Source organism: Lysobacter sp. Soil_N_51 (assembly GCF_057655755.1).
Genome location: NZ_JBDGLR010000014.1, coordinates 62,056 through 80,818, shown reverse-complemented (window position 1 = coordinate 80,818; position 18,763 = coordinate 62,056). Strand labels below are relative to the sequence as shown.

Here is an 18,763-nt window from a genome sequence, read left to right as displayed (position 1 = left end):
TCGAACTGTCGTGACGACTCACCATGATCCGCTCGCGCCTCCACCGCCGCTGCGTCCACCGCCGCCGGACCAGCTGTCGGAGCTGCCGGAACTTGAGCTGGAACTGCTTGCGCTGGAACTGCCTGTGCTCGACCGGCCCGAGCTTGCGTCAGCGGAACCGACGCGATGTTGACCGCGCGATGAAGAAGCCTCTGCGCGCGACCGCCGCGAACCGCCGGAACCGGGTTCAAACACGAACAAGACCACCCACGCCAGCAGGCCGAATACGCCGAAGAGAATGGCCGAAGCCGCATCGAATCCGGGCGCCATGCCGAGCCATCGCTGGATCGCAAGCATGCCCAGCCAGCCGAGCCACGCCAGCGGCGAAACCAACAGCGCCCGGATCACGAACCCGACCCGGCTGGCGTCCCAGGCGATGATCGGCGGCGCCAGCGCCCCGGCCAACAGCGGCGCCGCGAACAATTCCAGCACCAGGCCGAACATGATGCCGAGCAGGTTCGGCTCGCGCCCGTGCCAGGCGAAGACGATGGCGATCGCGATCACCACCGCGATTGCGAACACCGTCATCGCGATCCGCAACCAGCGCTGGCGCGGCAGGCAGTGGCCGATCGCAATGCCGGCCGCGGCGAACCCGGCCGCGCCCCAGAGCGAACCGATGCCGCTCCACATCCAGCCGAATACCAGCGGCGGCAACAACGCAAGCGGCCACGCCATCGCGCGCGGCCAACCGCGCGTGCGCGCGCACGCCGCCACGCCGAGCGCGAACACGAACGCGAGCGACCATGAGGTGTCGAGCGGCCGCCAACCCACCCCGACCACCAGCGATGCGGGCGGCGGCGGCAAGGCTTCGCCGTCGATCGCCGCGGTCAAGGCGGCGGTGGCCTCGCGCAGGCCGCCGGCGTAGTCGCCTTCGCCGAAACGCGGGCCGATGTAGTCGCTGATGATCGTCGCGGCCTGCGCGTCGGTGATCGCGCCCTCCAGGCCGTAGCCGACTTCGATGCGCACGCGCTTGTCGCGCTTGGCGACCACCACCAGCACGCCGTCGGATACGTCCTTGCGGCCGAGTTCGAACTGGTCGAACGCGCGCACCGCGTACGAATCGATGTCCTCGGGCCCGGTGCTGTCGATCATCAGGACCTGCAGCTGGCTGCCCTTGCGCTGCTGCAACGCGCGCGCCTGCGCCGTGAGCTGCGAACGCGTCGCTTCGTCGAGCGTGCCGGTGGTGTCGACCACCGGCGATTCCATCGCCGGGATCGGCGCCAAGGCCTGCGCCGACGCGCTGGCCATCGGCAAGCACACGCACAGCGCGAGCAGCATCCGCGCCAGCCACGGCGCGCGGCCGATGCCCATGCCCGCGGCGCGCCGGGTATTCACCACGACCCGCTCGAGCCGCTGCCGCCGCTGCGTCCGCCGCCGCCGGAATAACTCGAACTGCTGCTGGAGCTGCTGCTGGAGCGACTGCGCCGGCGGCGACGATCGTCGTCGTCATCGTCGCGCGAACCGCTACGCCAGCCGCCGTCGCCGAACGCGGTGAAAAAGGTGAAGGTGGTCGTGAGATACGTGATCAACACCAGCGGCATGAAACGCTCCCAACTGGTTTCGCTGACGATGGCCGAATACGACGCCGCCAGCGCCCAGCCCGCCGCGACCGCGACGATCGCCCAGCGGCCGAAGAACGCCAACGGACCGCGCCGCCACGCCGCGCGCATGCCCAGCAGCGGCACCACGATGAACGGCAAGGCGAACAGCGTGCCGAAGATCGATACGAAGATCAGCAACGGCATCGGCATGCTGTCGTCGGGTTCGGGCAGCGGGGTGCCGTCGATCAGGCCGATCAGCGCGTCGCTGCCGCGCAGCAATCCCTCGCCGTACTCGCCTTTGCGGAACGCCGGGCTCAGGTACTCGTCGATCACCTGGGTCGCCGCTTCGTCGGTGACCGTCTGCTCCAGGCCGTAGCCGACGTGGATGCGCATGCGCCGGTCGGCCTTCGCCACCACGATCAATACGCCGTCGTCGATGTCCGCGCGTCCGGGCTTCCATTGTTCGAACACGCGCTGGGAATAAGCCTCGATCGATTCGGCGCCGGTGCTGTCGATCATCAACAGCATCAATTGCGCGCCCTTGCGGCGTTGCAGGTCGAGCGAGCGCTCGCGCAGCGTGGCCTGGGTCGCGGTATCGAGGGTGCCGGTGGTGTCGGTCACCGGCGAGGTCAGTTTGGGAATCGCGCGCAGCGGCTGCGCGGCGAGATTCAAGCCGGCCAGCGCCAACAGCAACAACAGCGCGAGCCGCGCCCACGCACCGCGTGCAGGCCGGCGCGAACCGTGGAACGAATTCATGACCCCACCCTCGAAGCGATCCATGCCCATCAGCGGCGCCCCGCGGCGCCGCTATCTTGGTTGTCGCCGACCCCGCTCAAGACAAGCGCGGCCGGCCGGCCATGCGCGCGAACGCGCGGCACGGCCGGCTCAGCCGCCGGCCGGCGGCGCGGGTGCCGGAGCAGGCGCCGGAGCGGCGGCCGGCTGACCGAAATCGACCTTCGGCGCTTCCTGGATTTCGGCCGCGTTCTGCACGGTGAAATTCGGCTTGGTCGAGTAACCGAACATCTTCGCGGTGAGATTGGTCGGGAACTGGCGCAGGTAGGTGTTGTAGTCCTGGACCGCGGCGATGTAGCGCTGGCGCTCCACGGTGATGCGGTTTTCGGTGCCTTCCAACTGGGTCTGCAGGCTCAGGAAGCCCTGATCGGCCTTGAGTTGCGGGTAGTTTTCGCTGACCACCAGCAGCCGGCCGATCGCGCCGCGCAACTCGCCCTGGGCCTGTTCGAACTGCTGCAGCGAGGCCGGATCGTTGGCGTCGACGTTGATGCTGCCGACCTTCGAACGCGCTTCGGTGACCTGCACCAGCACCTGCTGCTCGTGGCTGGCGTAGCCCTTCACCGTCGCGACCAGGTTCGGCACCAGGTCGGCGCGGCGCTTGTAGACGTTGAGCACCTGCGACCAGGCGGCGTTCACCGCTTCGTCCTTCTGCTGGATGGTGTTGTAGCCGCAGCCGCTGAGCACGACGGTCAAGGCAAGCACGATCAAGGCTCGGAACATGGCGCGACTCTCCCGCTGGATGACGGCCGCATTGCAGCACCGGGCGCGGATCGGCGCAATGGTCGCGGTGTGATGATGCGGGCGGGTGGTGCCTCACGCGCGGTCGCGCTTCGAGGTCTTTTGTGGGCGGGGCTTCAGCCCCGATGCTTTTCGCTCAAATCGCCCGAAAACCACCGGAGCCCGGATCGAAAGGCGTCGGGGCTGAAGCCCCTCCCACAAAAAACCTCGCGGCAACGACCGCAACCGGTCATTCCGGCCAAAAGAAAGGCCGGCGATCGCTCGCCGGCCTTTCGTCGTCGCGTCGCGCCGCGCTTACTCCGCGACCAACCGCCGCGATGTGCGCTTCTTGGCCCACAGGTTCAGGCACTCGACCAGCGCCGAGAAGCCCATCGCGCCGTAGATGTAGCCCTTCGGAATATGCACTTCCAGGCCGTCGGCGATCAGGTACATGCCGACCAGGACGATGAAGGCCAGCGCCAGCATCTTGACGGTCGGGTTGTTGTCGATGAAATGGCCCAGCGGCTTGGACGCCAGCAGCATCACGGCGACCGCCAGCAGGATCGCGGCGACCATCACCGGGGTGTGGTTGGCCATGCCGACCGCGGCGATCACCGAGTCGAGCGAGAACACGATGTCGATCACCGCGATCTGCGCGATCACCGCCATGAACGACGCCGCCGGCTTGGTGTGGATGTCTTCGGATTCGTCCTCGCCGACGATCAAATCCTTGACCTCCATCGAGCCCTTTACCAGCAAGAACGCGCCGCCGAGGATCAGCACCAGGTCGCGCACCGAGATGCCCTGGCCGAACACGGTGAACAGGTCGCTGGTCAGGCCGGCCAGCCAGGCCAGGGTCAGCAGCAGCGCGATACGGGTGATGCAGGCCACCGCGATGCCGAACTTGCGCGCCTTCTCGCGGCTCTCGTACGGCAGCTTGCTGACCGCGATCGAGATGAAGACGAGGTTGTCGATACCCAGCACGATTTCGATCGCGCTCAGGGTGATCAGGGTGATCCAGACTTGCGGATCGGTCAGCAGTTCAATCACGTGCGGCATACCTCAAGGTGTAGTGGGAATCCCGCGGCTGGGTCCGCGGACGGGCGCGCCGCGAGGGACGGCCCGGTTGGAACGGCCTGCGCCGTTCCGGGATACGCGATGCAATCCGTGCGGGCGCGCTCAGCCCATCAGGTGGTGCCACAACCGCGGGCCGAGGATCGCGGCCCAGGTCAGCAGCACGTTCATCAGCAGCACGAACACCGCCGCCGAGCCCATGTCCTTGGCGCGTCCGGCCAGTTCGTGGAACTCCGGGCCGTAGCGTTCGATCACCGCCTCGACCGCGGAGTTGAGCAGTTCCACGCTCAGCACCAGCAGGATCGAGCCGATCAGCAGCGAGCGCTCGACCCCGGTTTGCCCGAAATACCAGCCGATCGGCGCCAGTACCACGAACATGTACACCTCGAGCCGGAACGAGGACTCGTGCAGCCAGGCCGCGCGCAGGCCCTGGAACGACCAGGTCGCGGCCTTGAGGATGCGACCGGGACCGCGCGGCTTGTGCCCGTATTCGTCAGCCACGGGCACGCTCCATGGCGGCCGCGGGGGTGGTGCGATCGGGGCGATCGGGCGGAGACGGCTCGAAGGTCGGCATGGCGTGCGGGTCTCGATCGTGCGGGCCGGGGCCGGCCGGGCGCGGCCGGGGCCGCTACAGGGCGGAGATTTTGCCACAAGCCCGGCGGGGCTGCCCTTGCGGTGGGGTGCGGGCTCGGCCGGTGCCCGGGGCGGCGGGTGCGCTGCGTCGGCGTTGTCCGGGCCTGAGGTCCTGCGGTCGGGCGGGGCGTTGTACCTGTCGGGCGAGGTTGGGGGATTCGAGGTTTGGTTGCGGATCAGGTTTGTGGTGGGTGGTGCGCGTGGGGTTGAGGTAGTCGCGCGATGGGCGATTTCGGATCACGGGTAGCCGCATCCCAGCCCCTGTAGGAGCGGCGTAAGCCGCGACCGCGCCATTACGGCTGCGCCGCAGGTTGCGACGCACGCGCCATCTCGCGGTCGCGGCTTACGCCGCTCCTACAGGGGCTGCGATGGAGCTATGCGAATGGTGCGTCCTGAGAAAAAAGCCATGGCGATGGCGTCGCCAAATTGCCTCGGCAATAGCAACTTCGACGAACAATTAGACTTGATCACCATCCAAACGCGGATGCCGGCCTGACCGCGAAACCGCGCCAACACCCAACCCGCGCCGACGCATCCTCGTTCAACTCACTGCTGCCGCAACGCCTCGATCGGATCGAGCTGCGACGCCTTGCGCGCCGGGTAATAGCCGAAGAACAACCCCGTCGCGATCGAAAACCCCGCCGCCAGACCGATCACCTGCCCGTTCAAGGCGATCGGCAACGCGCCGAACTTGCCGACCAGGATCGTGCCGACCACGCCGATCGCGATGCCCAGCGCGCCGCCGATCAGCGAGATCAGCATCGCCTCGGCCAGGAACTGCGACTGGATGTCGCGCGGGCCCGCGCCGACCGCCATGCGCAGGCCGATCTCGCGGATGCGCTCGGTCACCGACACCAGCATGATGTTCATGATGCCGATGCCGCCGACGATCAGGGAAATCGTCGCCACCGCGCCGAGCAACAACGACATCAGCCGCGTCGTCTGCGTGCGCGTGGCCACCACTTCGGCGATGTTGCGCACGGTGAAATCGTCGTCGCCGCCGGGCTGGATCTTGTGGCGCTGGCGCAGCAGCGCTTCGATCTGCTCCTGCGCGTACGACACGTCCTCGGCGCGGCCAACGCCGACCGCGATCTGCATCACCGCGCCGTTGGGCAGGCCCATCGCGCCGAGCAGGCGACGGCGGCCGGTTTCCAGCGGCACCAGCACCACGTCGTCCTGGTCCTGGCCGAAACCGCCCTGGCCCTTGGGCTTGAGCGTGCCGATCACGGTGAACGGCACCCGGCCCAGGCGGATGGTCTGGCCGATCGCGTCTTCGTCGCCGAACAACTCGCGGCGCACGCTCTCGCCGAGGATCACCGACTTGGTGCCGCTGCCGTAATCGCGCTGTTCGAAGCTCGATCCAGCCGCGATCACCCAGCCGTTGATATCGAAGAAATCCGCCTGCACGCCCTGCCACTGGGTCGACCAGTTGTTCTCGGCGAACACCGCCTGGGTGCCGCCGCGCAAGGACGCGGCCACGTACTGCACCTCGGGCACTTCGTTGCGGATCGCTTCGCCGTCGTCCTCGGTCAGGGTGAAGAAACTCGACGAACTCAGACGCACGCCGCCGGTGCCGCGGCCACCGCCGCCGGAACTGATGTCGAGGCGATTGGAGCCCAGACCCGAGACCAGCTTGTCGATTTCCGACTGGGTGCCCTGCCCGACCGAGACCATCACGATCACCGCCGCGATGCCGATGATCACGCCGAGCGAGGTCAGCGCGCTGCGCAACCAGTTACCGCGCAGCGCGAAGATCGCGGTGCTGAGCACTTCGAAGAAATTCATGCGCCGGCCTCCTGCACATGCAGCTCGCCGTCGCGCATCACGAAGGTCCGATCCGCGTGCGCGGCCACGTCCGGGTCGTGTGTGATCAACACCACGGTGTGATCGTCGGCCTGCAATCGCTTGAACAGGGCCAGGATTTCCTCGCCGGTGCGGGTGTCGAGCGCGCCGGTGGGCTCGTCGGCGAGCAGGATCGGCGGGCGGTTGATCAGCGCGCGCGCGATCGCCACGCGCTGCTGCTGGCCGCCGGACAATTCGCTGGGACGATGCCCGGCGCGCGCGCCCAGGCCGACCGATTCCAGCGCTTCGTGCGCGCGCCGCAGACGCTCCTCGCGCTTGATGTTGGCGTAGCCCATCGGCATCGCCACGTTCTCCAGCGCGCTCATCCGCGGCAGCAGGTTGAAGCCCTGGAACACGAAGCCGATCTTGTCGCGGCGCAGGATCGCGCGTTCTTCTTTATCGAGCGTGGCCACGTCGATGCCGTCGCACAGATACACGCCGCTGGTCGGCGTGTCGAGGCAACCGATCAGGTTCATCAGGGTCGATTTGCCCGAGCCCGACGGCCCCATGATCGCGACGAATTCGCCGCGCGCGATCGACAGCTCGACCCCGTGCAGCGCGATCACCTCGGCCTCGCTGCCCGGCGAATAGACCTTGCCCAGATCGCGGGTCTCGATGACCGCGGTGGCCTCAGCGGCGCGACTCATTTCGTGCCGCGCCCCGTGCCGACCACGACCTCGTCGCCTTCGGCGATGTCGCCGGAGACTTCGGTCCAGCTGCCGTCGCTGGCGCCGACCCGCACCGTCACCGCTTGCGGTTCGCCCTTGACCAGTTTGTACAGCGGCACGCGGCGCGCGCTGACCAGAGCTGCAACCTCACTGTCCCATTGGCTGCGCTGCGTGTCGCTCAGCGATTGCCGGAACGCGCCGAACTGCTGGTTGAAACGTTCGAGCAGGCGCTGGCGCGCGGCGCCGGAGATCGCGCCGCCGCCGCGGTTGGCGTTGCGGTTGTTGTTGCCGCCACCGCCCGGGCCGCGTCCGCCGCCCATGATGATCGGCGCGCCGCCGCCCGGCGGACCGCCGCTGGCGCCGGCCGGCGCCGCGGTGCGCGCGGCCATGCGCTGCTTCATCTGTTCCAGCGCGGTGTTGAACGCGGTCTGCTGGTTCGCATCGAGCTTGAGCTTGGCCGCGACCGCCGGCAGATCGTTGCCGAGTCCGCCGCGCGCGCCGCCGGGGCCACCGGCCGCGGCGGCCGCGGCCGGGTCGTCGTCGGCCGGCTTGTAGCGCAGCGCGGCGTTGCCGACCCGCAGCACGTCGTCGCGATGGCTGACTTCGATCTCGGCGTTGGCGGTCATGCCCGGCAGCAGCACGCCGTCGGGGTTGTCGACCGCGACCACCACCGGGTAGGTGATGACGTTGCTGGTGTTGGTCGCCGACAGCCGCACCTGCTGGACCTTGCCGCGGAACTTGCGGTCCGGGAACGAATCGACGCTGAAGTCGACGCTCTGGCCCGGCTTGACTTGGCCGATGTCGGCTTCGTCGATCGCCAGCACGATCTCCATCTTCGACAGATCCTCGGCGATCTGGAACAGCACCGGCGACTGCAGGCTGGCGGCGACGGTCTGGCCGGGTTCGATGGTGCGGGTCAGGACCACGCCGTCGACCGGCGCGCGGATCACCGTGCGCTGCAGGTTCAGACGCGAGGTCTGGGTCGAGGCGATCTGCTGATTGATCTGCGCCTGTGCACCGGCGAGCTGCGCGCGCGCCTGATCGCGCGCGGCGCGGGCCAAGTCGGCGTCGCTGCGCGCGACGAGCTGGTTCTTGGCCAGTTCGGTCTTGCGCTGGTAGTCGAGTTCGGCGTTGTGCAAGGTGGCCTGCGCGGTGGCGAGCGAGGCTCTGGCGTTCTCCACCTGCGCGGTGCCCTGGGCGATCTGCGCTTCATAGGTGCTCGGATCGATGCGCGCGATCACCTGGCCCTTGGTGACCCGATCGTTGAAGTCGGCCAGCACGTCGGTGACCTGGCCGGAAATCTGGCTGCCGACATCGACGGTCGAGATCGCCGACAGCGCGCCGGTGGCCGAGATCGCCACGCGGATGTCGCCGCGTTCGACCTTGGCGGTGCGGTAGGCGCTCGCGGCCTGCTCGGCATTGCGCTGGCGATAGAAGTACCAACCGCCGCCGGCCACCGCCAACACCACCGCGGCGATCACGATGCGCTTGGGCCAGGGCGAACGGCGCGGGCGCAGGCTTTTGTTCGGGCTGGTCGGGGAGGTCGGCTTGGCTGCGCTCATGGAATTCGGTTCGAAGGCTATGCAGGCGCGAACGCGCACGGCTGAACAGGGTTGACACTCGCGCTGAAGTTGATCGATTTTGGCGCGATCGGTTCAGTTTCGTCGTGAGGCCTCGATACGGCAAGCGCGGCGGTCGCGGGTCGTCGCGGCGTGGCGCGCTGTCCGCGCAAGCTCATGGATACACGGATGCGGCTTGACGGCGAAGCGTCGCGCAACGGCTTCGCCGCGGTTGTCGCGGCGCGGTGCGACTCGCGCCAGCACGGCCGCCGCGATCAACCCGACAGATCGAAATGCAGATCGGCGGTGTAACGAAGATCTTTCGCGCCCGTGCGCAGCAAGGTGGCTTCGTGCTTGTGCGCATGCGGCGGGGCGACGATGCCCTGCGCCACGCGCCGCACCCCGGTGGTCTTCGCAAGACCCGTGCACCAGGCCTGCCAGCGCTTGCCGTTGCGACGATCGCGATAGCCCACGCCTTCGAGCTGTTCGGGCACGGCCGGCAGCGGGGTGAGCAGATCGAGGTATTCGACCAGGCCGCGCTCGGGGCCGTCGTCGTCGGCCACCGCGTGGCAATACACCGCGGTCCACAAGTCTTCGCTCAGACGCACCGCGTACACGTCGCCGGCCGCGACCGGCCCGGGCAGCGAGCGTCCGGCCACGCGCGGCGCGGTCGCGCGCTTGGGCTTGGCCGCGACCGGCGCCGACGGCCGCGCCGCGGGTTTGCGGATGCCGCCGAACAGGCGCTCGACCACCGCCGTGTTGATACCGTCGTCCGCGCTCCACCACGCCAGCGGCGCCGGCACTTCGACCCGGGTGTTGGGCCGCTGATCGCGTTCGACCGCGCTGGTCCAGGCAGTGAACAGGCCGGGGTGCGCGGCGCTTTCGATCACGCTGATGAAGGACAAGGCCTCGAGCGTGGACTCGCAGCGATACACCGTGTTGGCGCTGAGCAGCTTGGCGGCCTTGAGCTCCTTGCGCGCGACGCTGTAGCGGCTGCCCGCGGGCAATCCGGCCAGCAGTTCGAGCAGGCTGTGGAAGGTCCAGGCGTCGTGTTCGCCCGGCTGCGGCCAGTTCGGTTGGGCGAGCGCGAATTCCAGCGCGGCCACCGCTTCGACCGGCCCGTCACTGCCCCAGCCGGTGCCCTGGATCGAGCGGAACAACGCGCGCTCGGTCAGATCGAGCGGGCCGCGCGCGTCGTGGAAACAGACCCGGCAGATCGGGTTGGTTTCGCTCATCGGAAGGAACTCGTGCGCCGGCATCGCCAGGCCCAGGCAGACAGCGGGCAGGACCGATTGCCAGCTCAGGTCGGCACTGCTCAACGAGGTGACGAACGCCTCGGCGGCCTTGGTCAGATCGACCCGCGCGGCCAACTCGCGCAATCGCGTCACCGCTTCGTCGTGGGTCGTCGCGCTCAGCGCGTTAGGCGGCAGTCCGGCCGCATCGAGCGCCTGCAGGTCCTGCGCCGAGATCGAGTTCGGCACCTTGTGCAGATAACGTCCGTCGGCATCGAAGTAGGTCGTGCCGCCGAGATAGATGCGTTCGAGCAGGGCTCGGATGTCTGGATTCATGGCGTTGCTGATGGCGGCGGCGTGATCGGCCGAATATACCCGGCGCCGCATGCGATTCGCCGCCGCGTTGGATGCGGACCGCCGCGCTCAGGCCATTTGCGTGAGGCAAGGGCTCAGCATGCCAACAGGCACATCGAGCGCACAGCTGTCGCTCGTCGATGGCCGCCGCTCAGGCCTCGGGTACCCGCGGCGTCGGCAGGCTCGCGCTGTTCGACAGCATGGTCGCGCTCGGCTTGAAGCGGATCACCGCGGTGGTGCCCTCATCGGGCGCGCTGGTCAGGGTGACCGGCCAACCGAACCGTTCGCCCAGGCGGCGCACGATCGACAGGCCCATGCCCTTGCCGTCGCTGGCGGAGAAGTCGGCGCGGTAGAACGGCGTGAACGCCTTGGTCAGCGTTTCCACCGACATGCCGATGCCGGTGTCGCGGATCTCGATGCAGTCGCGGCTCAGGTACACATCGATGCGGCCGGCGTCGGTGAAACGCACCGCGTTGCTGAGCAGGTTGCCGATCATCACCCCCAGCGCATGCGGCGGCGCGGTCAGGCGCGGGCCGCCTTCGTCGTACAGGTGCAGCTCGACCGGCTTGCCGTTGAGCAGCGGCAGGATGCGTTCCATCTCGTTGTCGACGATGTCGCGCACCGCGAATTCCTCCGACTGCGGCTCGACGTCGGATTCGCGGGCCAGGATCAGGAAGGCGTCGATCACCGCCTCCATGTCGCGGCCGGCGCGCTGCACCCGCAGCAGCGAGCGCTGCGCGCGCAGCGGTGTGTCCGGATCGGCCAGCATCAGGTCGGTGGCGACCCGGATCACGGTCAGCGGGGTGCGCAGTTCGTGGCTGGCGTCGCGGGTGAAATCGCGCTCGCGCTGGACGAAATCGCTGACCCGCTCGGCCAGGCCGCTGAGCGCGCTCGACAGGCGCCGCACTTCGCTGCCCGGGTCGTAGGGGAACTTGATCGGCTCGATCAGGCTGGTGTCGGGATCGCGCGGGTCCCATTGCGAGACCACGTTGGCCAGCCAGCTCACCGGCGACACCAGCCGCTTGGAGGTGCGGTAGGTATGCCAGGAAATCAGGTAGGTGGTCAGCAGCGACAGCAGCAGCGAGAACAGGCCGGTGTAGAGGATGGCCTCGTCGATCAGCTCGGTCGCGTAGACCATGTAGAAGGTGCCGGGCTCGCGCCGGTCGACCAGCACCACCCGGCTGCCGCCGGGCAGGTTGTGCAGGCCCGAGTCGGCGCCGCGGATCGCCGCCGGCAGCAGCGAATCGCTGGCGCCGGCCGGGACGAAATGGCCACGCGTGGTCGAGGTGCGCGGCAACGGGTAGTCGATATCGCGGGTGCGCCCGGCCCAGTAATCGTCGGCCTCGCGCTGCATGCGCTGTTCCAGCACGACGTGGCGCACCGCGAGTCCCGCCAGGAGGATACCCAGCGTGATCGCGATGCTGCCGATCACGGCTTGCAGAATGAACGCAAGCTTGATCTTGCGCGGGAGCCCTTGCGGCATGACGGCGAAAACCGCGTCAGTCCGGCGGCTGGGAAATGTCCGCCACGCGATAGCCGGCGCTTTGCACGGTATGCAGCAGTTGTTTGCCGAACGGCTTGTCGATGGTCTTGCGCAGGTTGTACAGATGGCTGCGCAGGGTGTCCGAATCGGGCAGGCCGTTGCCCCATATCTCGCGTTCGATTTCCTGGCGGCTGACCACGCGCGGCGATTCGCGCATCAAGATGGTCAGCAGGCGCAGGCCGATCGGCGACAATTGCAGTTCGCTGCCGCCGCGGGTGACCCGCAGGCTGGCCGGGTCGAGCACCAGATCGGCGACCTTGAGCACTTCGCCGCCGACCTGGCGGCGTTCGCGACGGATCAGTGCGCGCAGGCGCGCTTCCAGTTCCTGGATCGCGAACGGCTTGGTCAGGTAATCGTCGGCGCCGGCGCTCAGGCCGGTGAGTTTTTCGTCGAGCGTGTCGCGCGCGGTCAGCATCAGCACCGGGGTGGACTTGCGCGCTTCCTCGCGCAGCTTCTTGCAGACCTCGATGCCGTCCATGCGCGGCAGCATCAGGTCCAGCACGATCACGTCGTAGCTGTTCTCGGTGGCCAGACGGTAGCCGTCGAGGCCGTCGGCGGCGTAATCGACCTCGAAGCCGCGGCTTTCGAGGTACTCACCGACCATCTCGGAGATATTGCGGTTGTCTTCGACGATCAGTACCAGACCCCCGTCTCTCGTACCCTGCATGCAGCCTCTCCATTCCTTCAGTTTTGTGAAGGTTGCCCTCCACAAGGTGGACGGCCCGTGAAGGTGGTGGCTACGCTGGCCTTTAATCTCACCGTCCCTGTGCCCTCCATCTCAGACTTCCGGACTTTCGATGCTCGCCGACCGCCTCTACCCGATCCTGCTGTTGCTGGGGTCCAACATCTTCATGACCTTTGCCTGGTACGGACACCTGAAGTACAAGTCCTCGCCGCTGGTGCTGGCGATCGCGGTCAGCTGGGGCATCGCCCTGTTCGAGTACTGCCTGCAGGTGCCGGCCAACCGCATGGGCAGCGCGGTGTACTCGGCGCCGCAACTCAAGGGCATGCAGGAGGTGATCACCCTGCTGGTGTTCGCCGGCTTCTCGGTCTGGTACCTGGGCGAGCCGATGAAGTGGAACCACTGGGCCGGGTTCGGCCTGATCGTGGTGGCGGCGTGGCTGATCTTCCTGGAGTGAGCCGCGGCATGACGCCTTCCAGCGCCCCGCCGAGCGTGGACATCGGCCTGTACGACCTGCTCGACGAGTATCTGGCCCATGGCGATCTGGTGTCGCTTGCGCCACTGGGTCTGTTCCCCGACGACAAGCCGCGCATGTTCGCCGACGGCTTCGAACCGGTCGGCGAACCGGCCGAATTCAACATGCTGGAAAAGGACGTGTCGATCCGGCATCGGCGCGCTTGGTTTCAGGCCACGCTGAAGCCGTTCTATCACGGCGACCGCTACATCAGCACCGGTTTGGCCCTGCCGTGGCGGCGGCTGCGCCTGTCCTCGCTGCTGCGCTGGCTGCGCGCGCGCCACCCGGCGCGGACGCGGGTTCTGCTGCATCTGGTCGACGCCGAACAAGGCGCGCTGCTGGTCGGCGAGACCACCGCGTTCCACTTTCATCGCCAGGGCCGGCGCTACTACGTCACCACGATCGAGACCGGCAGCGCGGCCGGCGAAAAACCCCAATGGCAGTACAGCGCCGCGCAATGGGTCAGGCGGCTGATGAGCGAGTTCGGCGACGTGGCGCGGATGCGCGCCATGGCCGATGGCGATGCGCAGGTGCTGGCGGCGCTGGCCGGAATCGAGCCCTGCTTCGGCGGCGACTGATCGAGTCAGCGAGGAACCCGCAAAGAGTCAGCGAAGCCACCCAGTATTTTGTGGGCGGGACTTCAGCCCCGACGCCTTTCGCTGCGATCGCGGTGACCTTGCACGCAGCGGTTTCGCAGCCCAACTGCACAAGCCGACAACGCGACCGCGTCACGGACCGCAGATCGATTCGACTTCGACATCGCGCGCCCACATGTCGTAGCCGATCTGCATCGTCATCGCGCCGCGCCACACGGTGCGAGTGCTGACATCCTCATCGCCGGGCGTCTGCCCCGGCGACAACGGCGTCCAACCGCCGTCGCCGTCGTCGACGAATTGCCGCGGCGGTTGCAGGCGCAGATGCACCGACACCCGTTCGGCCGGTGCCTCCCACTCCAGATCCGTGCCGCGCTGGCCTTGCACGGTCCTGGCTTCGACGGCGAACTCGCCGTCGCTGCGCCGCAGTGCCAGCGGCTGGCCGCGCAGCGAAAGGAACAAGGCCGGCCATGCGTCCAGACTGGCGTTGTCGTCGTCGTTCGCGCGCCAGACCGTCGCCAGTACCGCATCGCGTTCGCGCTCGCCTTCGCCCCGCACGGGCGCGGCCGGGCGCACGCGGACGATGGGACAGGTCTTGCTGTCCATGGCCTGATCGAGCCAGGCCGAGCGGTGCATCGGCAGATCGGGACCGGCGATCTGCCCAACGCTGGCGGACGCGGTCAGCGGCGCGAGGCACAGCGCCGCGAGCAGCACGAGTGTGACGGGGCGGATCGATGCCATGGCGTTGCGTCCTTGCGTTGCGTGTGGGTGGAGCGTGGCGCTGATCGTCGCGCGGATCGGATCAGACGAAAGCAGCCGCGTGGCGACAGCCTTCAGAACTTTATCTTGCCGGTGAGGATGTCCTTGAACATCACCCAATCGCCGACGAAGGAATACAGCGGATGCTTGAAGGTCGCCGGCCGGTTCTTCTCGAAGAAGAAATGCCCGACCCAGGCGAAGCCGTAACCGCACACCAACGCGCCCAGCAACAACCACGGCCGGCCGCCGGCGATCGCCAGCGCAAGCAGGATCAACACCCCGCAACTGCCGATGAAATGCAGGCGCCGGCTGGTGCGGTTGCTGTGCTCGCTCAAGTAGAACGGATAGAACTCGCTGAAGCTTGCGAAACGGCTGGCCATCGATTCCTCCTGCTCGCTGTCGTGCTTGCTGATGTGCTTGTTGTCGGGCCGCGCACGCGCCGCCGCGGTCATTTCAATTGCCGGGCCAGGCGTCGGTTGCGCAACCAGATCACCGCGCCGAACACGGCCAGGATCGCACCCATCGCGGTCAGTGCCTTGAACCAGCCGCGCTCGCTGAGGCCGAAGTAGAACAGTACCGCGCCCAGCAGCAACGGAAATATCACCACGACACTTGCGCGCCGGACCTGGCGGAAACTGGCCTCGCTGTTGGCGATCGGCGCGTCGCCGCGGGAGCGGCAGATGCCGAGGGCATCGCCGGGAGCGAGCGGTAGCAGTGCATCGGGGCGGGCGGTCGGTATTGCGGGGATGGCTGGATCGTGAACCGCGCGCTGGCGTGCCGCAAGCCACCGGCGCGGCGGTCAGTCCTCGGCCTTGCCGCCGAACATGCCACGCGCCTTGAGCACGGTGCGCTTCTTGACCTCGAACAGGTCCCGCACCGGAGTGCCGGTCAGGCAATAGGCCTTGTCGCCCTCGACGCGGAAATGCTTGCGCGCGAACAACGTAGCCACGTCGCGCGCGCTCCAACTCGGTCGGATCGGATGATAGGCATCGGGACCGAATGCCATCGGTTTGGCCTCGACGATACCCTTGCGTTGCTGCGCTTGATGCTCCCCGACCGGGCCGCAACCCACCCATTCGCCGGCTGTATTACGGAACACCGCCTCGAACTGATACTTCTGGTGATACAGCTTGCCGTTCTCGCGCGAAACGAACAACAACGAATGGGGAAACGCTTCGAACGGCGGCCGGCCATAGTGATCGTAGGCCTCGAACTCGATCGTGTCGCCGTCGTAATGCCCGTAGACGATCTGCTTGATCCGGTACCGGACCTTGAAGCCGCTGTCCATGATCAAGACATTCGGATTGGTATTCGGCGGCAATTCCTCGACCGAGAGCTTTTCGCCAACGAAAGCGATCAGATTTTCCTCGGGCTCCGGATTGGATTGCCCGGCGTGAACCTGCGCTCCGCCCAGCATCAGTCCCACCGCCACCCACCCGCGCATCCTGCGTTTCATCGCGTTCTCACTGATCGACTCGAGACCACGATGCTCGGTCAATCAAAGCGACGCCGCAAGCTCACCCCGCCCGCGGCGAAAACATGATCACCGCCATCCCCGCCAGGCAAAGCGCGGCGCCGAGCAGGTCCCAGCGGCTGGGCTTGATCGAATCGACCCACCACAGCCAGAAGATCGCCACGGTGATGTAGACCCCGCCATAGGCCGCATACACCCGGCCCGACGCGGTCGGATGCAGGGTCAGCAACCACGCGAACGCGGCCAGGCTCAATGCCGCCGGCAACAGCAGCCAGACGCTGCCGCCTTTACGCAGCCACAGATACGGCAGATAGCAGCCGACGATTTCGGCCAGCGCGGTGATCACGAACAGCAGCAGCGTCTTGAGCATCAGCGCGGCCGCCCGCGGCTCAGCTTTCGCCGCGCTCGTCACGCTTGGACTGTTCCCAGTACGCGTCCTGGCCTTCCAGCGGCAGCTCGGCCAGGGACAGTCCGTCCTGCGCGGCCAGCAGTTCCATCGCGCGGAAACGGCGTTCGAATTTCAGATTGGCGCGGCGCAAGGCGGCGCCGACGTCGACCTTGCCGTGCCGCGCCAGATTGGCGCAGACGAACAGCACGTCGCCGATTTCCTCTTCCAGCCGCGCCTGCGCGGCCGCGTCGTCGGGCGCGGCCGCGACCGCTTCGAACTCGACCCGCACCTCGTCGATCTCCTCGTGCAACTTGGCGATCACCGGATCCACCGCCGGCCAGTCGAAGCCGACGGCGGCGGCGCGCTTTTGCAGTTTCACCGCGCGCTGCCATTCGGGCAGGCCGCGCGAGATCCCGGCCAGCGCCGAACTGTCGGTTTCGCCGGCGGCTTCGCGTTCGCGCCGCTTGAGTTCTTCCCAGACCACGGTCTGCGCCTGCGCGTCCTCGACGCTGGCCTCGCCGAACACGTGCGGATGCCGGCGCACCATCTTGTCGCTGATCGCCGCGACCACGTCGTCGAAGGCGAACGCGCCCTGCTCCTTCGCCATCTGCGCATGGAACACCACTTGCAACAGCAGATCGCCGAGTTCGTCCTTGAGCGCGCCCAGGTCGTTGCGGTCGATCGCGTCGGCGACTTCGTAGGCTTCCTCGATCGTGTACGGCGCGATCGAGGCGAAATCCTGTTCCAGGTCCCAGGGGCATCCGACATCGCGATCGCGCAGCTTGGCCATGATCGCAAGCAAGCCGGCGATGCCTTGCGGCAGGTTCAATACTTCAGCCATCGAGCCACTCCCGCCATGGCAGGCCGGCATCGCCCAGAGCGATGAAATCGCCGTTGAGGATGCTGCGGCGCTGGTTGTAACGGAACGGCCGGCCCTGCGGATCGAACACCGCGCCGCCGGCGGCTTCGAGCACGGCCTGGCCGGCCGCGGTGTCCCATTCGCTGGTCGGGCCGAAGCGCGGATACAGATCCAACTGCGCTTCGGCGATGCGGCAGAATTTCAGCGACGAGCCCAGGCTCAGCATGGCGATGCCGCCGCGCGCTTCGCGATGCGCGTTGACCATGAAGTCTTCGATGCGCGAGTTGTGATGCGAGCGGCTTGCCGCGACCCGCAGCGGCTGCGCCGCCGGCACCTGCACCCGCAGCGCGGTTTCGCGCTCGCCGTCGCGGCGGAACGCGCCAATCTCGCGGCCGCCGTACCACAGCCCGCCGCCGACCGGCGCCAGCACCAGGCCGAACACCGACACGCCGTTTTCGATCAGCGCCAGATTCACCGAGAACTCGCCGTTGCGCTTGACGAATTCACGGGTGCCGTCGAGCGGATCGACCAGCCACAGCCGCTGCCACGGGCGGCGGCGTTCGAAATCGATTTCGTCGGCGGACTCTTCCGACAGCACCGGCACGTCCGGGGTCAGCCGGGCCAGGCCGTCGAGGATGATGTGATGCGCGGCCATGTCGGCGGCGGTGACCGGCGAGGCGTCGGCCTTGCGCTCGACCGCGAATTCGCCGTGGTAAACCTTCACGATCGCGTCCGACGCGGCGCGCGCGATCGCGATCGCACCTTCGATCAAGTCGCGATCGGCGATGCCGGGAAGCAAACTCATAACATCGGACTCATGGCGTCGGCCCGACGGGCGCGACCGCTTCGCTGGCGACCGCGGCATCGGCGGTGACCTGCGGATGCGGCGCGGGCTCGCCGTTGCGCAGCCATTCGCGGGCGATGAACAACGCGGCGATGCTGCGGCCTTCGGAGAAATCCTCGCGCAGGATCAACTCGTGCAAGGCGTCGAGCTTCCACGGCACCACTTCGAGTTCTTCGGGTTCGTCGCCGACCAGGCGCTGCGGATACAGATCGCGCGCCAGCACCAGATGGGCCTGATGGCTCATGTAGGTCGGCGCCAGGGTCAGCGTGCGCAGCACGGTCAGCGAGCGCGCGCCGTAGCCGGCTTCTTCCTTGAGTTCGCGGTCGGCGGCCTCGATCGCGTTCTCGCCGGCGTCGATGCGGCCCTTGACCAGGCCGAGTTCGTAGCGATGCACACCGGCCGCGTATTCGCGAACCAGCAGCACGGTGTCCGCATCGAGCATCGGCACCACCACCACCGCGCCCGGGCCGGCGCCGCGATTGCGGCCGTGCAGGCGCTCGTAGCGGCGGCGTTCGCCGTTGGAGAACTCCAGGTCGAGCGATTCCATCCGGTACGGACCGGCGTCGTGCTCGGTGACGCTGTGGATGATCGGCAGGCGCCGGGTCATGACGCCGCTCGGGGCAAGAATGATCCGGGCATGAGCACAGGGCAGAAAG

The 18,763-nt window shown here is 67.7% G+C and carries 20 protein-coding genes and 2 pseudogenes; 3 read left to right on the top strand and 19 right to left on the bottom strand.

Translation table 11 applies throughout. The features are described from left to right. Positions 1-18 precede the first annotated feature (18 nt). From AC3A4T_RS23410 to AC3A4T_RS23400, 3 genes are all read right to left on the bottom strand, one after another. Entirely contained in the window at positions 19-1,374 is a 1,356-nt protein-coding gene (locus AC3A4T_RS23410) for a TPM domain-containing protein (protein ID WP_487677571.1), read from the bottom strand. Further along, on the bottom strand, positions 1,371-2,336 hold the full coding sequence (locus AC3A4T_RS23405) for a TPM domain-containing protein (RefSeq protein WP_487677570.1): 966 nt from the start codon (positions 2,334-2,336) through the stop codon (positions 1,371-1,373). The genes AC3A4T_RS23410 and AC3A4T_RS23405 overlap by 4 nt, the downstream gene beginning before the upstream one ends. A 129-nt stretch (positions 2,337-2,465) precedes the next feature. Continuing rightward, a complete protein-coding gene (locus tag AC3A4T_RS23400; RefSeq protein WP_036115366.1) occupies positions 2,466-3,092 on the bottom strand; it encodes a LemA family protein in 627 nt (208 codons plus the stop codon). A gap of 122 nt (positions 3,093-3,214) precedes the next feature. Between AC3A4T_RS23400 and AC3A4T_RS23395 the strand changes: the two are divergent. Beyond that, positions 3,215-3,301: pseudogene (locus tag AC3A4T_RS23395) on the top strand (DUF6053 domain-containing protein); the annotation flags it as partial. 103 nt (positions 3,302-3,404) lie between these two features. Here AC3A4T_RS23395 and AC3A4T_RS23390 read toward each other — a convergent pair. The 8 genes from AC3A4T_RS23390 to AC3A4T_RS23355 form a co-directional block, all read right to left on the bottom strand. Further along, positions 3,405-4,148 (bottom strand): TerC family protein, encoded by a 744-nt coding sequence (locus AC3A4T_RS23390; RefSeq protein WP_487677569.1) that lies wholly within the window; start codon positions 4,146-4,148, stop codon positions 3,405-3,407. 120 nt (positions 4,149-4,268) lie between these two features. Continuing rightward, complete coding sequence (locus AC3A4T_RS23385; protein ID WP_215495467.1) at positions 4,269-4,664, bottom strand: diacylglycerol kinase; 396 nt, start codon at positions 4,662-4,664, stop codon at positions 4,269-4,271. 678 nt (positions 4,665-5,342) lie between these two features. Continuing rightward, positions 5,343-6,581, bottom strand: coding sequence for an ABC transporter permease (locus AC3A4T_RS23380; RefSeq protein WP_487677568.1), 1,239 nt, complete (start codon positions 6,579-6,581; stop codon positions 5,343-5,345). Beyond that, a complete protein-coding gene (locus AC3A4T_RS23375; protein ID WP_487677567.1) occupies positions 6,578-7,285 on the bottom strand; it encodes an ABC transporter ATP-binding protein in 708 nt (235 codons plus the stop codon). Before AC3A4T_RS23375 ends, AC3A4T_RS23380 begins: the two co-directional genes overlap by 4 nt. Continuing rightward, positions 7,282-8,868 (bottom strand): efflux RND transporter periplasmic adaptor subunit, encoded by a 1,587-nt coding sequence (locus tag AC3A4T_RS23370; protein ID WP_487677566.1) that lies wholly within the window; start codon positions 8,866-8,868, stop codon positions 7,282-7,284. Before AC3A4T_RS23370 ends, AC3A4T_RS23375 begins: the two co-directional genes overlap by 4 nt. A 272-nt stretch (positions 8,869-9,140) precedes the next feature. Continuing rightward, positions 9,141-10,433: a hypothetical protein gene (locus AC3A4T_RS23365; protein WP_487677565.1), complete on the bottom strand. Its 1,293-nt coding sequence runs from the start codon at positions 10,431-10,433 to the stop codon at positions 9,141-9,143. A 169-nt stretch (positions 10,434-10,602) separates the two neighbouring features. Then, positions 10,603-11,934: a sensor histidine kinase gene (locus AC3A4T_RS23360; RefSeq protein ID WP_487677564.1), complete on the bottom strand. Its 1,332-nt coding sequence runs from the start codon at positions 11,932-11,934 to the stop codon at positions 10,603-10,605. A gap of 16 nt (positions 11,935-11,950) precedes the next feature. Beyond that, positions 11,951-12,661, bottom strand: a complete 711-nt coding sequence (locus AC3A4T_RS23355; protein ID WP_036112873.1) for a response regulator transcription factor — start codon at positions 12,659-12,661, stop codon at positions 11,951-11,953. A gap of 130 nt (positions 12,662-12,791) precedes the next feature. Here AC3A4T_RS23355 and AC3A4T_RS23350 point away from each other — a divergent pair, with 130 nt between their 5' ends. Both AC3A4T_RS23350 and AC3A4T_RS23345 read left to right on the top strand, forming a co-directional pair. Continuing rightward, a complete protein-coding gene (locus AC3A4T_RS23350) occupies positions 12,792-13,133 on the top strand; it encodes a DMT family protein (RefSeq protein ID WP_036112871.1) in 342 nt (113 codons plus the stop codon). A gap of 8 nt (positions 13,134-13,141) precedes the next feature. After that, positions 13,142-13,768: a hypothetical protein gene (locus AC3A4T_RS23345; protein WP_487677563.1), complete on the top strand. Its 627-nt coding sequence runs from the start codon at positions 13,142-13,144 to the stop codon at positions 13,766-13,768. A 150-nt stretch (positions 13,769-13,918) separates the two neighbouring features. On the opposite strand, the gene AC3A4T_RS23340 is transcribed toward AC3A4T_RS23345, so the two are convergent. The 8 genes and pseudogenes from AC3A4T_RS23340 to nudE all read right to left on the bottom strand — a co-directional run. After that, complete coding sequence (locus tag AC3A4T_RS23340) at positions 13,919-14,524, bottom strand: hypothetical protein (protein WP_487677562.1); 606 nt, start codon at positions 14,522-14,524, stop codon at positions 13,919-13,921. Between the two features lie 92 nt (positions 14,525-14,616). Next, entirely contained in the window at positions 14,617-14,922 is a 306-nt protein-coding gene (locus AC3A4T_RS23335; protein ID WP_056112916.1) for an Mpo1-like protein, read from the bottom strand. Between the two features lie 68 nt (positions 14,923-14,990). Further along, positions 14,991-15,149, bottom strand: a complete 159-nt coding sequence (locus AC3A4T_RS23330) for a hypothetical protein (protein ID WP_487677561.1) — start codon at positions 15,147-15,149, stop codon at positions 14,991-14,993. Between the two features lie 192 nt (positions 15,150-15,341). Further along, a complete protein-coding gene (locus tag AC3A4T_RS23325) occupies positions 15,342-15,998 on the bottom strand; it encodes a hypothetical protein (protein ID WP_487677560.1) in 657 nt (218 codons plus the stop codon). Positions 15,999-16,059: 61 nt separating this feature from the next. Continuing rightward, a complete protein-coding gene (locus AC3A4T_RS23320; protein ID WP_487677559.1) occupies positions 16,060-16,386 on the bottom strand; it encodes a YnfA family protein in 327 nt (108 codons plus the stop codon). A 19-nt stretch (positions 16,387-16,405) separates the two neighbouring features. Next, on the bottom strand, positions 16,406-17,245 hold the full coding sequence (gene mazG, locus AC3A4T_RS23315; RefSeq protein ID WP_487677558.1) for a nucleoside triphosphate pyrophosphohydrolase: 840 nt from the start codon (positions 17,243-17,245) through the stop codon (positions 16,406-16,408). Continuing rightward, positions 17,238-18,068, bottom strand: a complete 831-nt coding sequence (gene cysQ, locus AC3A4T_RS23310; protein WP_487677557.1) for a 3'(2'),5'-bisphosphate nucleotidase CysQ — start codon at positions 18,066-18,068, stop codon at positions 17,238-17,240. Before cysQ ends, mazG begins: the two co-directional genes overlap by 8 nt. A gap of 100 nt (positions 18,069-18,168) precedes the next feature. After that, positions 18,169-18,714: pseudogene (gene nudE / locus AC3A4T_RS23305) on the bottom strand (ADP compounds hydrolase NudE); the annotation flags it as partial. Positions 18,715-18,763 lie beyond the last annotated feature (49 nt).